This is a genomic window from Myxococcus sp. AM010 (assembly GCF_013372585.1).
GTDB lineage: Bacteria > Myxococcota > Myxococcia > Myxococcales > Myxococcaceae > Myxococcus > Myxococcus vastator.
This window is the reverse complement of record NZ_JABXEO010000015.1, coordinates 42,221-55,231: the sequence shown is the minus strand read 5'-3', so window position 1 is coordinate 55,231 and position 13,011 is coordinate 42,221. Positions and strand designations below refer to the sequence as shown.

The window sequence follows — 13,011 nt, the reverse complement described above, 5'->3', positions numbered from 1 at the left end:
CCTACACTGGGCCCGTGTCCAGAGCCTCAGAGCAGGGCCCCTCCGGGGGCCTCCGCGGTCGGTTGCATGAAATCATCTTCGAGGCGGAGACGCCCGCGGGCAGGGCGTTTGACGTCGGCCTCCTATGGGCCATCCTCTTCAGCATCATCGCGGTGATGCTGGAGAGCGTCGCCTCGGTGCGGGCCCAGTACGGGAACGTGCTGCTCGGCGTCGAGTGGTTCTTCACGGGCCTGTTCACCCTGGAGTACCTGCTCCGGCTCTTCTCCGTCAGCAAACCGCTGCGCTACGCCCGCAGCTTCTTCGGGCTGGTGGACCTGCTGGCGCTCCTGCCCACCTTCCTGAGCATCCTGGTCCCCGGGGCGCAGTCCCTGTTGGTGATTCGGGTGCTGCGGCTGCTGCGCGTCTTCCGCGTGCTCAAGCTGACGCACCTGCTGGGGCAGGCGGAGGTGCTGCTCACCGCGCTGCGCGCCAGCCGGCCGAAAATCACCGTCTTCCTGGGCACGGTGCTGACCATCGTCGTCATCATGGGCACGCTGATGTACGTGGTGGAGGGCCGGGAGAACGGCTTCGACAGCATCCCCCGCGCCATGTACTGGGCCATCGTCACCGTGACGACGGTGGGCTTTGGCGACATCACGCCCAAGACGGTGCCCGGACAGTTCATCGCGTCCATCCTGATGGTGATGGGCTACGGAATCATCGCGGTGCCCACGGGTATCGTCTCCGTGGAGCTGGCCGCCGCCACGCGGCACGCGGTGGACCACCGGGCGTGCCCTGCCTGTGGCCAGCAGGGGCATGACCTGGATGCCCATTTCTGCAAGCACTGCGGGCACGGGCTCTAGGTCGCGGGCGGCGGGCATGGCGCCGCGGGGCCGGCCTCGATCGCCTGGGCCACGTCCCGGCGGCCGCGGGCTTCCAGGACTGGACGGAGGCGGAACGGGCGTCCGCTTCCGGCCGAGGCCTCCGACAGGGCGAAGTTTATCGGTGGAGCCCAGGCTCCCGATGCCCTGGAGGCAACCATGTTCTTCCGCCAGCTCTTCGACACGACGTCGTCGACGTACACCTATCTGCTCGGGGATGAGGAGAGCGGAACGGCGCTCCTCATCGACCCCGTCGCGGAGAAGCTCGAACGGGACCTCACGCTGCTGCGGGAGCTTGGCCTCTCCCTCACCCACGTGCTCGACACGCACGTGCACGCGGACCATGTCACCGCGTCCGGCCTGCTCCGGGCTCGCACGGGGGCCAAGGTGGTGGGCGGCGCGGCGGGGGCTCCGTGCGCCGACATCCATGTCAAGCATGGCGACACGCTGCGCGCCGGGGCCTTCACGTTCCAGGTGCTCGCGACGCCGGGCCACACGGATGACAGCGTGAGCTACCTGTTGGGAGCGCGTGTCTTCACCGGGGATGCCCTGCTCATCCGTGGCAATGGCAGGACAGACTTCCAGAACGGGAATGCCGGCACGTTGTACGACTCAATTACTCGGGTGCTGTTCGCGCTTCCGGACGAGACGCTCGTGTACCCCGCGCATGACTACAAGGGGCTGACGGTGACGACCATCGGCGAGGAGAAGCGGCACAACCCGCGCGTCGCCGGCCGGAGCCGCGAGGGCTTCATCCAGCTCATGAACAACCTGGACCTGCCGAAGCCCAGGCTCATCGACGTGGCGGTCCCCGCCAACCGCGCTTGTGGACTGGCGGGCACCCGCCACGTTCATGGGCCGACCTGAAACAACAAGGCAGCGAGCCCCACTCAGACATCACGCGCCCCTGCGACTCCAGGGCAGGTACGTTGATGCCAAACGCACAACTCGCTGAAACATCAAGCCTAAATGCGGGCCCCGGCGTTCACTCCGCACCACGGCAGGTAGGATGCGGTCCCATGCCTCGCACCGCGCATAGGCCGCTGGAAGTGGATGAGGAGAAGCTCGTTCTTCAATTCCCCAGCCTGGACCGCAAGGCCGTGGGTGCTTTCTTCACGCCAGCGCCGCTGGCGGAACGCACCCTCGCGCTCGCGCTCCAGCACGTGGGCGGAGGACCCCTCACCGTCGTGGACCCCTCATGCGGCGCGGGTGCCTTCCTCACCGCCGCCTCGCGGCTGCGGCCCGGCGTCCGGCTCTGCGGCCTGGAGCTGGACCCCGAAGTCGCCCGTCTCTGCCAGGCCCGCGTGCCCGAGGCCACCGTGCGCGCCGGAGACGCGCTGCGCGACGGACTGGCGCCGCTGCTCGACACCACGCCGCCGGAGCACCAGGAGCTGTGGGTGGGCAACCCGCCCTACAACGGCACCTCCTCCGTGCTGAAGGACCCGGGCACCTATGCCCGGCTGCGCGCCCTGCTCCCCCTGGCGCTGATGCCCGGCACCAGCCTGCGCGACGACTTCGCCTTCTTCCTCCTGGTGGCCGCGCACCGGCTGGCCACCCGCCCGGGGGCGCTCGCCTTCATCACCCCAGCGAGCTTCCTCGACGCCTTCATGTACGCGCCGCTGCGCCAGTCACTGCTGGAGACGCTCTCCCTGCGCGAGGTGGTGGACCTGGGCCCCGGCGCCTTCGCGGGCACGCAGGTGCGGACCTGCATCACCGTCTGGAGCTCCCTCCCGGGCCCCCACCCCGCCTCGCGCTTCGAGCGGCGCGGCATGGGCCAGCACTTCACCCCCGAGCCCCCCGAGTGGCGGCTCGCGCCCACCGCGCCCGAGGCCTCCGCCCTGGATGCCCGCTGGCGGCAGAGCGGTGAACCCTTGACGCGGCTCGTCCCCGTCAGCCTCCCCGGCGTGAAGACCCGCTTCGACGAGCTGCTGGTGGACGCGGACCCGGAGCGGCTCCTCACGCGCGTGAAGGACTTCGCCGCCACGACGGAAGAGGCCCTGCCCGAGTTCGCGAAGGCCCATGGCCTGCCCGAAGAGCTGATGCCCAAGCTGCGCGCGTTGAAGGCCGGTCCACCGCTGGAGGTGGACGCCAGCCACGTGCGGCCCTTCTACCGCTACGGCGGCGCGCGCCACCGCGGCAGCGTGCCGCCCGAGGCCCGCGCCTACTGCTACCTGGACCGGCGGCTCGTCCCTCGCGGCGACCACCGGCTGCGCGGCCCCTATGACCCGCACCTGGGCGCGGTGAAGCTGCTCTTCAACGTGCGCGAGCTGCCCCTGTCGGCCGCGCTCCTGGAGGACGAGGGCTGCGTGCATGACCATCGCCACGCGCGCTTCGCCCCGCTCTACGTGCCACAGCGCCTGCGCGACGAGGGCCTGGGCCTCACCCGGTCCGTGAAGACACGGGACGAGCTGGGTCCGCTGGTGCCCAACCTCTCCCCCCGGGGCCTGGCCTGGGCCGAACGTCTGGGCGGCCCCCTGCCCGCCTTCCAGGCACTGGTCCGCTTCCTCAACGGGCCGGAGGTCCAGGGCATCTGGGCGCCCGCCTTCGGCGCCTCCCGCGTGGTGCCCGTGCCCCTCACGGAGGAGTGAGCGCTACAGGGCACATGGCTCGGAGGCCCGCTTGCTTTCCCCAGCGGCGGGCACGGGCAACCGCTAGTGTCCACCTTCGCTCCGTAGCGCATGACCTCAGGAGGAAGACACACCCATGAAGATTCGAGCCCTGCTCACCGCCGCCGCACTGACCGCCGCCCTCCCCGCCCTGGCGCAGGAGGACGCGGGCACGCCGCCGCCGGCCAAGAAGACGCCGCCCAAGGGCCAGAAGGCCAAGGCCCAGGTGAAGAACTCCGAGGGCAAGGACGTGGGCGAAATCACCCTGGAGCAGACCAAGCAAGGCATCCTCATCAAGGGCAAGCTGAGCAACCTGCCCCCCGGTCAGCACGCCTTCCACATCCACGAGGTGGGCAAGTGCGAGGCGCCCGCCTTCACCACGGCCGGCGGCCACTTCAACCCCAGCAAGAAGGCCCACGGGCTGCTGGCGCCGAAGGGCAAGCACCACGGCGACCTGCCCAACCTCTACGTCGCGCAGGACGGCACGGTGCAGTTCGACATTTTTTCGCAGAACGGCCTCACCGTGAAGTCGCTGTTCGACAAGGACGGCTCCTCGGTGATGGTGCACGCCAAGGAAGACGACTACCACACCGACCCGACGGGCGACGCGGGCGGCCGCATCGCCTGCGGCGTGGTGGAGAAGACGTAGTCCGCCCCACACGGGCAGCAACCGGGCCTCTCCCTCGCACGGGAGAGGCCGCCGTCACACGTAGCCGAAGCGCCGGCGGGCGAACCACTCCGCGCCCAGCAGCGCGATGAGCGCCACCAGGTAGTACCAGCGGTCCCACAGCGGCTGATCCCTGGCGCGGCCCACCTCCACCACGGGAGGGTCCAGCAGCGGCACGTCCGGGAGGCCGTCCCGCGGCAGCTTGTAGGACTTGCCGCCCGTCTCCTTCGCGAGCTGCGCCATCAGCTCCGGCCGCACGGACGCGTCCGACAGCTCGGGCCCCACGGCGCGCACGGCCACCGCGTCCTCGCCCTTGCCCAGGTCCGTCTCGCCCTTCTTCGCGGAGGCCAGCAGCTTGTAGGGCCCGGGCGCGGGGGGCTCGAACTCCAGCCGCACCACGCCGTCCGTCCCCGTGGTGCCCGTCTGCACCGCCACCGGCTTCTGCGTGGCGACGGAGAAGAGCTCCACCCGCACCTGCGCGTCCTGCGCCGGCTGGTAGTCCGCCAGCCGCGCCTGCACCACGACGCCCACGGGCCGGCCCGGCTCCACGGACGGAGGGTCCGCCGTCACCTTCAGCGTCGTCAGGTCCGGATCTCTCACCAGCCACCGCAGCGCATTGCCCCAGAAGCGGTCATACGCGCGGCTGGGCGAGCCATCCTTGTGCGCCGCGAAGGCCCAGTACCAGGAGGCGTCCGTGGCCATCACCAGCGAGCGCCCGCGGCCGTAGTCCCACACGGCCACCAGCGGCGCGTTCTTCCCGCCCACCGTCAGGTGCGGGTGGTCCAGCAGCACCGTGGCCCCCGGGCGCGCCTGCGTCAGGTTGGCGCCCGGGATGGGCGGCAGCTCCGCCCACGCGGCCTCCGTGCTGGCGGCGCCCATGCCAATGCCCGTCACCGGGTGACGCAGGCCTTCGGGTGTCAGGCGCGGCTTGAAGGCGTCCAGGTTGGCGGGGCCCGTGGCCACCACCGGCAGCGCCTCCATCAGCGTGGGCATGGTGGCGCGGCCTTCGCCCAGCACACTGTCGCCGCCAATCATCACGAAGGCGCCGCCGTTGTGCACGTAGCGCTCCAGGTTGCGCTCGTACTCGGCGATGGAGAGCGACGGGTCCGAGTGCCCGAAGTTCTGGAAGATGACGACGTCGAAGGTGTCCAGCTTCGTGTCGAAAATCTCCTCCATGGGGAACGGGATGAGGGACAGCTCGCGCTGGTCGTTCACCACGCCCGGGTCGTCCGACAGCGTGCGCAGGATGTAGAAGGACACTAGGTCCACGTTGGCGTCCTGGCGCAGCAGGCCGCGCAGGTAGCGCTCGTCCCAGGAGGGCCGCCCCACCACCAGCAGCACGCGCACGCGGTCCCGAATCACCTTCAGCGTGAAGGAGCGGGTGTTGTTCTCCGCCACGGCCTCGCCCGGGAAGGTGGGCACCGTCATCGTGTAGACGAAGCGCCCCGTCTGGTCCGGCGTGAAGGTGAAGGCCACGGGCTTCACGTCGTCCGCGGACTCCATCCGCACCACCTTGCTGGCGACCGTCTTGCCTTCCTGGCTGAGCACCACGGGGATGTCCTGCCCCGCGAAGCCGCGGCCGTGAATCTCCACCTCCACGGTGAGCGAGTTGCGGACGAAGGCGAAGTCATCCACCTTCAGCCCCTCCACGGCGACGTCCTTCAGCGTCTCCTGGCCCACGGTGAAGGTGGAGACGGGGACGTTCAGGTCCGCCAGCGCCGCGCGCGCCCGGCCCACCACGCCCGCCTTGAGCTCGGTGTTGTCCGCGCCGTCGCTGAACAGCAGCACCCCGGACAGCTTGCGCGAGCCCTGCCCCGCCCCCGCCGCGGCGCGCACCGCCGCGAGCAGGTCCGTGGTGCCCGCGCGCGCGGGCGTCTTCAGCGCCTCTGGCGTCATCGGCGCCAGCTCCGGGTCGAAGCCATACAGCTCCACCGTGAAGCGGTCCTGCAGCTCCCCCAGGCGCGGCGCCGCCCGCTCCAGGAAGTCCGCCACTTCCTCGGAGCGCGTGCGTCCGCCCACCTCCGCGGGGAAGCTCATGGACGCGGAGCGGTCCACCAGCACCGCGACGCGGTTCTTCATGCGCGCCACCTGCAGGTGGCGGATGCCGGGCTCCAGCAGGAAGAAGAGCGCGGCCAGGCCGGCCCCGGCGCGCAGGGCCCAGAGGAGGACCCGGCGCCCGCGCGAGGGCTCACGGCGCACGCCCCAGGCGGCCAGCGCCACGCCCAGCGCCAGCCCCAGGGCGAGCAGGACCAGCGCCCACGGTGGCAATGGCGAGAGGGTGACGAGCTTCCAGGCGTTGAACGTGGGGGAGTTCATCCAGGCTTTCGGCGGAGGGCCGGTGCTTCAGCGCCGCTTGTTGAGGATGAGCGGCAGGTGGACGGCATCGTCCTTGTAGTCCAGGCAGAGGGCATACATGCAGACGTTGATGCCCAGCCGCACCGCCAGCTCCCGCTGGGGCTCGCCACCCGGCGAGACGTCGAACTCGAAGTCACCCGACTCGTTGCGGCTCCACGCCCCGGCCAGGTCGTTCTGCGAGTACAGCACCGCGGTGCGCCTGCCCAGGTTGCAGCCCATCAACTGGGGCTTGTTGAGCACCCGCCCGGGCGCCGCGTCCAGCAGGAAGAAGGACTTGAACACCACGTGCTTCGACGGCACCTCGGCCAGCGGGCTCTGGGGCAGCACCCGCGCCAGCTCCCGGCGGAAGGACGCGTCGAAGCCGGCCCCGTCGCTGGCGTCGTTGGCGTCCGCGAGCATGAAGCCGCCGTACGTCAGGTAGCGGCGCAGGTTGGCCACCTCCGCCTCCTCCAGCGGGGGGAACTCCCCCTCGCCGCCGAAGTAGAGGAACGGGTATTCGAAGAGGTCCGGCGAGCTGAGCGGAAACGGGCGCGCGTCCGGGACGACCTCCACGGAGGTGCGGCGCTGGAGCTCCCAGGTGATGCGGCGCAGGCCGGACAGCCGCGTGTCCCAGCGGCCCTTGTGACGGGCCACGGCGGGGATGAAGCGGTTCTTCTCACCGAAGGCATGCGCCCGCCGGGCCAGCAGTGGGGCGAGCGCGGCGGTGCCGAGCAGGAGGTTTCGACGGGTCAGACGCCGCGCGGACATAGAGCGTATCTATATACCGTCGACGGGTATGCGCATTCCCCGGTATAGAACGGCGTCATGGCGAAAGGCGGACAGACGCCCCCGGCGCCCGGCTCGGCGGAGGCACAGGCCGCCACCGTCTTCGTGCGCCTGCTCGTACTCGCAATCGTCCGATACGCGTAAGCTTCGGCGGACCGCATCAAGGAGAATCTGCCATGGAAGGCCTCCTCCAGGCCCTCGGGGCGTACCAGACGTTCAATCCCACCGGCTGGGTCGCCATCTACCGGATGCTGCCCATGTGGGCCGGCATCGTGTGCTGTATCGCCGGCGTGACGCTGCTCGTCGCCGGTGGGGGCAAGCTGTTCCGCGTGCTCGCGGGCCCCATTGGCGCGGTGATGGGCCTGCTGTGGACGCCCGTGCTCGTCATGAAGCTGGGCCTGCCGGACGTGGCGAAGATGGCCACCATCGCCGCCGCGGTGCTGATGGCGCTGGGTTTCCTGCTCCCCACGGCCATCACCTTCCTGGGCGTGGGCGTGCCGCTGGGCCTGGTGGCCGGGCAGATCGCCGGGCAGCAGGACTTCCTGCTGGGCTTCGTGCCGGGCTTCATCATCGGCGGGCTGGCGGGCGCGATGCTGCAACGCCCGGTGGCCGCGGTGGTGGCCTCCGCGGTGGGGGCGTGGATGCTCGTCATCGGCGCGCTCGCGGCGCTGCACCAGGTGGGCGGCGTGGTGCAGGCGGTGGCCGGCAAGCCCTGGGGCGTCATCATCGCCGCGGGCCTCTTCGCGGTGGCCGGCGCGGTGTACCAGCTGGCCGTCCGGCCCTCTCCCGAGGAGGCGGACAAGCTTCGCGGGGAGCGTGAGCGGCTCAAGGTGCGGCAGGCGGAGCAACATGCGCTCGAAAAGCGGTGGGGGGTCAAGTAGCCCCCAGAGGCAGGTGGCCGTGCTTTACGTCCACCTGCCCGGGGCGTAGATTCCGCCGCCTTTCCCCCCGGAAGGATTGATGGGTCAGGCCAGGCGTCAGGAGAAGCAGCACGAGTCCCCCAAGGAGTCCGCTCCCCGGCAGGAGCCTCCCGCGAGCACCGCGTGGGTGAAGCCGACGGGACTGACTCGCAAGGGGTGGGCCGTGCTCGTCGGCCTCATCCTCGCCATCCAGTTCCCGCTCATCCACTACGCGCTGCTGCGCGGCCAGCCGGACGCGCGAGCGACGGTGCCGTATTCCCAGGACTTCTCCGACGCGGGCGTGGTGGAGCGCGACTTCTTCTCCACGGGGGGCTACTGGCGCGTGCTGCGGGGCGAGCTGCTCGCTCCCGGCGTGAAGAACAACCCGCTGTGGCTCCAGGCCGCGCTGCCGGAGGACGTCGCCGTGGAGTTCGACGTCCGCTCGGAGCTGCCCGCCGGGGACATCCGGGTGGAGCTCTTCGGCAACGGCAGGGACCCCGCCTCCGGCTACGTGCTGGTGCAGGGCGGCTGGAACAACTCCATGTCCGTCATTGGCCGGCGCGACATGAACGCGCAGTCGCTGGACGCGCTCAAGCGCCGGGCCGTGCGCTCCGGCGTGGACGACGTGGACCTGAAGGACAGCGGCATCTTCAAGGAGGACACCAAGGTTCGGGTGGAGCTGCGAGGCCAGCCGGTGCAGGCGGGCCGCACGTACCACTGGCGCATCGAGCGCCGCGGCACGCTGCTGCGCTGGTTCGTGGACGGCGAGCTGCTGCTGGAGCTGGATGACCCGTACCCGCTCAAGGGCCCCGGGCAGGACCGGCTGGGCCTGTCCGGCTTCGAGTCCCAGATTTTCTACGACAACCTGCGGGTGGACACGCCGGACCGGCTGCCCTTCACGGCGGCGCCGCGCGCGCCCACGCCGCCCCCCGGCCCCTACGCGGACGACTTCAACCGCGACACGCTGGGCGACGCGTGGAACGTCACCAACCCCTCCGCGGTGAAGCTGGTGGACGGGGCGCTGGTGGTGGAGCTGATGCACAACCGGCCGGTGTGGCTGAAGCAGCCCATCCCCACCAACGCCACAATTGAGTTCGACGCCTGGACGGACAACCCGGAGGGCGACATCAAGGTGGAGGCGTGGGGTGACGGGCGCTCGTTCTACGCGGGCGACCTGCGGCTGCAGTACACCGCCACCGGGTACGTCATCATCTTCGGTGGCTGGCGCAACACCCAGTCCGCCATCGCCCGGCAGAACGAGCACACGAATGACCGGGCGGTGCGCGACGGCGCCGCGGTGGTGCCCGGCAAGCGGCACCACATCAAGATTACCCGCAACGGCGGCACCCTGGCGTGGGAGCTGGATGGCCAGCCCTACCTGACGCTCAAGGACCCCGTCCCGCTGGAGGGCCCGCGCAATCAGTACTTCGGCTTCTCCGGCTGGAAGAACCGGGTCCACTTCGACAACTTGAAGATTCAGCCGCTCGCCCCCTAGCGGTGAAGGACAATCCCACGTGCGCAGAGTAGGCATCTTCGGCTGGGGCGTCGTCGCCCCCCGGTCCAGGAACATCGAGGCGTTCGAGCGCAACCTCTCGTCGTCCGAAAGCTGGCTGTCCCCCTTCAACGGCTTCGGCCCCGACAACTTCCTCGTCGGAATGCCGGAGTTCGACCTGGCCGACTACAAGCCATGGATTGACGCGCGCTTCCCGGGCAGCCGCTTCTCGCAGCTCGAGCGGAAGATGGGCCAGCCGACGCAGTTCGCCATCGGCTCCTTCATCCAGGCCCTGGCACAGAACCCGGGCCTGGAGCAGGAGCTGCAGGCGCTGGGGCCCCGCGCGCACGTCTACGTGGGCACCGGCCTGGGCGACCTGCCCACCATCCGCTCCATCTCCCTGGACCTGTACCGCGCCCAGCGCCGGTGGGACCGCTTCTGGTCCGCGCCGGAGCGCAACGGCGCCCTGCGCAAGTGGCGTGAGACGCAGGAGCCGCTGCCCGGCCTCCCGCCGGAGCCCTCCACGGTGGACGAGGCCACGCGTGACGAGGCCGAGGACGCGTGGTGGCACTTCTGGGCGGGCCGCTCGCCGGAGCTGCGCGAGTACCTGGACGAGCTGCGCGAAATCGAGGCCATTGGCGTGCCCGAGGACGGCGACGTGGAGTCCGCCAAGCTGGCCGTCATCAAGGAGAAGCGCACGCGCAACGCCCGGCTCCAGAAGAAGTGGATGTCGCCGGAGCCGCCGTGGAACGCCGTGTCCTCCAACGTGCTGTGGAACATCCACAACACGCCGGCCTCGCAGATTTCGATGATGGGCCGCATCACCGGCATGACGTTCGCCCCGGTGGCCGCGTGCTCGTCATTCGGCTACGGCCTGCGGCTGGCCATCAACGCGATTCAACTGGGCCAGGCGAAGGCCGTCGTCATGGGCATGACGGACCCGCCGCCGATGCCACTCACGGTGGGCGGCTTCTACAACGCCCGCGTCATCTCCGCGGACGCCGCCATCTCCAAGCCCCTCACCGCGCTGCGCGGTACGCACATCGCGGGCGGCTCGGTGGTGTGGGTGCTGGGTGACTTGGAGCACTTCACGGCCAAGGGCTTCAAGCCGCTGGGCATGGAGCCCATCGCGGTGGGCGTCACCGCGGACGCCGACCACATCATCACCCCGTCCAAGGAAGGCCCCACGCTGGCCATCCGCGAGGCCCTGGCCGCGGCCGGCTGCGCCCCGGAGGACGTGGGCAGCTGGGACTTGCACGCCACCGCCACCCCGGGCGACTACCTGGAGGTCCAGAACCTGCGCGACGTGCTGCCCGAGCAGGTGCTGATTACGGCGCGCAAGGGCACCTTCGGCCACGGCATGTCCGCCGGCGGCGGCTGGGAGCTGACGGCGCAGTACCTGGGCTACGGCCAGGGCCGGGTGTTCCCCACGCCGCTGAAGGAAGCGGAGCTCAACAAGCAGATTTCCCGCGTCCACGGCCGCTACGTCTTCGACGAAGCCGTCGACGCGCCCGCGGGCTGCGCGGGCAAGCTGTCCATGGGCGTGGGCGGCATCAACGCCTGCGTCATCTCCCGCCCCTGGTCGAAGTAGGGGCGGGGCCCGCCGCGCGACTCAGGGGTGTGCGGCCAGCGCGTCCGCGTCGAAGCGCGCGGCCGCCTCCGGGTCACTGCGGCGGAGAATCTCCAGCTCGATTTCCAGGTCCCGGAAGTAGTTCTGCCGGGTGGGGAGGACGCCGCTGGCCTGGCTGTCGTTGACGGCCTGGGCGTAGTCCTCGTCCGTCTTGATTTCCCTGTCCACGTAGCCCACGCCAATGGACTGGGTGACGCGGTCCCCGCGCATCACCCGCAGGGCCGTGCCGCCGCTGGTGAGCACGATTCCCTGCACCAGGAAGCGGGACGCCGTGCCTGGGCCCAGGCTGCCACCGCCAGAGTCCAGCCACTCCGTCTCCAGCACGTAGCGGCCGGGCATCTCCTTCCAGGAGTAGCCGTGGCTGCGCAGCACCTCCTGGACGTGGGGCCACAGCTCCGCCAGCTCCTGGCGGTAGACGTGGTCGGCCGCCTTGTCGCGCACGTAGCTCTTGCGCAGGGAGCCGGAACAACCCGTGAGCGTCAGCAAGGTGGCGACGACGAGACACACTCCCGCGAGGCGGGTTGAGCGGTGCATGAGGGGTCCTCTGAAGGTGAGAGGAGAACGGCCGGACGCCCCCAGCATATCGCCAGTGCCCGGCCAGATGCCCCGCCCCCCCGTCAGGCCTTGGGACTGGCCACCAGGTCGAAGTCCGGGATGTGTTCACGCATGAACTCACGCATCCGGTTGATGAGGGCCGCCTCGATTTGCCGGGCCCGCTCCCGGCTGACGCCGTACTTGTCGCCAATGTCCTGAAGCGTCAGGGGCTCGTCGGAGACGAGGCGGCTCTCGAAGATGAAGCGCTCCTTGCCCTCCAGCGTCCGGGCGAACTCGGACAGCTTCTCCCGGAAGAGGGCCTTGAGCTGCTCGGCGCCCAGGCGCTCGTCCGCCGGGATGGAGTTGGACGGCAGGTAGCGGTCCGCCCGGGTGCTCCGCGAGTCGTCGTCGTTGCCCAGGGGCGCGTCGAGCGACATCTCGTCGTGCCCCAGCCGCTGGTCCATCTCCACCACGTCCTGCTCGGTGACGTTCAGCCGCTCGGCGAGCAGCTTCGGGCTGGCCTCGAAGCCCTGCGCGATGAGCTTCTCCTGCTCCTGGCGCAGCTTGAAGAAGAGCTTCCGCTGGGCCTCGGTGGTCCCCAGCTTCACCATCTTCCAGTTGTCCATGATGTAGCGGAGGATGTACGCGCGAATCCACCAGGCGGCGTAGCTGCTCAGCTTCACGCCGCGCTCGGGGTCATACTTCTTCACCGCCTGCATCAGCCCGATGTTGCCCTCCTGGACCAGGTCCAGCAGCGACAGCGGGTTGCGGTGGTACTCGTGCGCCAGCTTGACGACCAGGCGCAGGTTGGAGGCCACCAGCCGATAGGCGGCGTTCACATCCCCGGATTCCTTGTAGTACCGGGACAGCTCAAGCTCCTCCTCCCGCGTCAGGAGGGGATGGCGGTGCACCTCGGCCATGTAGGCCTGGAGGGGGTCCCTGGGCGTGAGCGCCGCCTCCTCCGCGCGGATCAGCGCCCTGGGGGACGCCATGGGGGTGCCCAGGTCGGCCTCCGGTTCAACCTCCGCCAGCTCCGCCGCGTCCGGCTCCAGGGAATCCGGGTCCGTTTGAGCCTCGACTTCCGCACCGTCGACCTCGGCGTCGACGACGTCGCCAACCCCGGGCGAGGCCGTCCGTTTCACGCGGGGGCGGGGGGACGTCCCTTTGGTTCTTTTCCTCCCATTCGCCATGGGGGCTCCATAC

The 13,011-nt window shown here is 70.2% G+C and carries 11 protein-coding genes; 7 read left to right on the top strand and 4 right to left on the bottom strand.

The window, feature by feature from the left end; all coding sequences use genetic code 11:
• Positions 1–14: 14 nt before the first annotated feature.
• From HV826_RS10595 to HV826_RS10580, 4 genes are all read left to right on the top strand, one after another.
• Positions 15–842 (top strand): ion transporter, encoded by an 828-nt coding sequence (locus tag HV826_RS10595; RefSeq protein WP_176416886.1) that lies wholly within the window; start codon positions 15–17, stop codon positions 840–842.
• A 177-nt stretch (positions 843–1,019) separates the two neighbouring features.
• The gene (locus HV826_RS10590) at positions 1,020–1,727 is read left to right on the top strand and encodes an MBL fold metallo-hydrolase (protein WP_176416885.1); all 708 of its coding nucleotides are present in this window, start codon (positions 1,020–1,022) and stop codon (positions 1,725–1,727) included.
• Positions 1,728–1,879: 152 nt separating this feature from the next.
• Positions 1,880–3,448, top strand: a complete 1,569-nt coding sequence (locus HV826_RS10585; RefSeq protein WP_176416884.1) for a class I SAM-dependent DNA methyltransferase — start codon at positions 1,880–1,882, stop codon at positions 3,446–3,448.
• Positions 3,449–3,563: 115 nt separating this feature from the next.
• The gene (locus HV826_RS10580) at positions 3,564–4,115 is read left to right on the top strand and encodes a superoxide dismutase family protein (protein WP_176416883.1); all 552 of its coding nucleotides are present in this window, start codon (positions 3,564–3,566) and stop codon (positions 4,113–4,115) included.
• Positions 4,116–4,169: 54 nt separating this feature from the next.
• On the opposite strand, the gene HV826_RS10575 is transcribed toward HV826_RS10580, so the two are convergent.
• On the bottom strand, positions 4,170–6,449 hold the full coding sequence (locus HV826_RS10575) for a glutamine amidotransferase (RefSeq protein ID WP_176416882.1): 2,280 nt from the start codon (positions 6,447–6,449) through the stop codon (positions 4,170–4,172).
• 27 nt (positions 6,450–6,476) lie between these two features.
• The gene (locus tag HV826_RS10570; RefSeq protein WP_176416881.1) at positions 6,477–7,235 is read right to left on the bottom strand and encodes a DUF4159 domain-containing protein; all 759 of its coding nucleotides are present in this window, start codon (positions 7,233–7,235) and stop codon (positions 6,477–6,479) included.
• Positions 7,236–7,429: 194 nt separating this feature from the next.
• Here HV826_RS10570 and HV826_RS10565 point away from each other — a divergent pair, with 194 nt between their 5' ends.
• The 3 genes from HV826_RS10565 (at position 7,430) to HV826_RS10555 (ending at position 11,235) form a co-directional block, all read left to right on the top strand.
• Positions 7,430–8,134 (top strand): hypothetical protein, encoded by a 705-nt coding sequence (locus HV826_RS10565; protein WP_176416880.1) that lies wholly within the window; start codon positions 7,430–7,432, stop codon positions 8,132–8,134.
• Between the two features lie 79 nt (positions 8,135–8,213).
• Positions 8,214–9,647, top strand: coding sequence for a hypothetical protein (locus HV826_RS10560; RefSeq protein ID WP_176416879.1), 1,434 nt, complete (start codon positions 8,214–8,216; stop codon positions 9,645–9,647).
• Between the two features lie 19 nt (positions 9,648–9,666).
• Positions 9,667–11,235, top strand: a complete 1,569-nt coding sequence (locus HV826_RS10555; RefSeq protein WP_176416878.1) for a beta-ketoacyl synthase N-terminal-like domain-containing protein — start codon at positions 9,667–9,669, stop codon at positions 11,233–11,235.
• Between the two features lie 21 nt (positions 11,236–11,256).
• Here the strand turns inward: HV826_RS10555 and HV826_RS10550 are convergent, their stop codons facing one another.
• Together HV826_RS10550 and HV826_RS10545 are read right to left on the bottom strand one after the other, a co-directional pair.
• Positions 11,257–11,808, bottom strand: a complete 552-nt coding sequence (locus HV826_RS10550) for a hypothetical protein (protein WP_176416877.1) — start codon at positions 11,806–11,808, stop codon at positions 11,257–11,259.
• Positions 11,809–11,891: 83 nt separating this feature from the next.
• Positions 11,892–12,998 carry an RNA polymerase factor sigma-32 gene (locus HV826_RS10545; RefSeq protein ID WP_176416876.1) on the bottom strand — a complete coding sequence of 369 codons (1,107 nt, stop codon included), beginning with the start codon at positions 12,996–12,998 and terminating at the stop codon, positions 11,892–11,894.
• Positions 12,999–13,011 lie beyond the last annotated feature (13 nt).

Bases quoted from the DNA above. Each gene is read 5' to 3' on its own strand.
- HV826_RS10590 (WP_176416885.1), top strand. From the start codon at position 1,020: ATGTTCTTCCGCCAGCTCTTCGACACGACGTCGTCGACGTACACCTAT.
- HV826_RS10585 (WP_176416884.1), top strand. From the start codon at position 1,880: ATGCCTCGCACCGCGCATAGGCCGCTGGAAGTGGATGAGGAGAAGCTC.
- HV826_RS10580 (WP_176416883.1), top strand. From the start codon at position 3,564: ATGAAGATTCGAGCCCTGCTCACCGCCGCCGCACTGACCGCCGCCCTC.
- HV826_RS10575 (WP_176416882.1), bottom strand. From the start codon at position 6,449: ATGAACTCCCCCACGTTCAACGCCTGGAAGCTCGTCACCCTCTCGCCA.
- HV826_RS10570 (WP_176416881.1), bottom strand. From the start codon at position 7,235: ATGTCCGCGCGGCGTCTGACCCGTCGAAACCTCCTGCTCGGCACCGCC.
- HV826_RS10565 (WP_176416880.1), top strand. From the start codon at position 7,430: ATGGAAGGCCTCCTCCAGGCCCTCGGGGCGTACCAGACGTTCAATCCC.
- HV826_RS10560 (WP_176416879.1), top strand. From the start codon at position 8,214: ATGGGTCAGGCCAGGCGTCAGGAGAAGCAGCACGAGTCCCCCAAGGAG.
- HV826_RS10550 (WP_176416877.1), bottom strand. From the start codon at position 11,808: ATGCACCGCTCAACCCGCCTCGCGGGAGTGTGTCTCGTCGTCGCCACC.
- HV826_RS10545 (WP_176416876.1), bottom strand. From the start codon at position 12,998: ATGGCGAATGGGAGGAAAAGAACCAAAGGGACGTCCCCCCGCCCCCGC.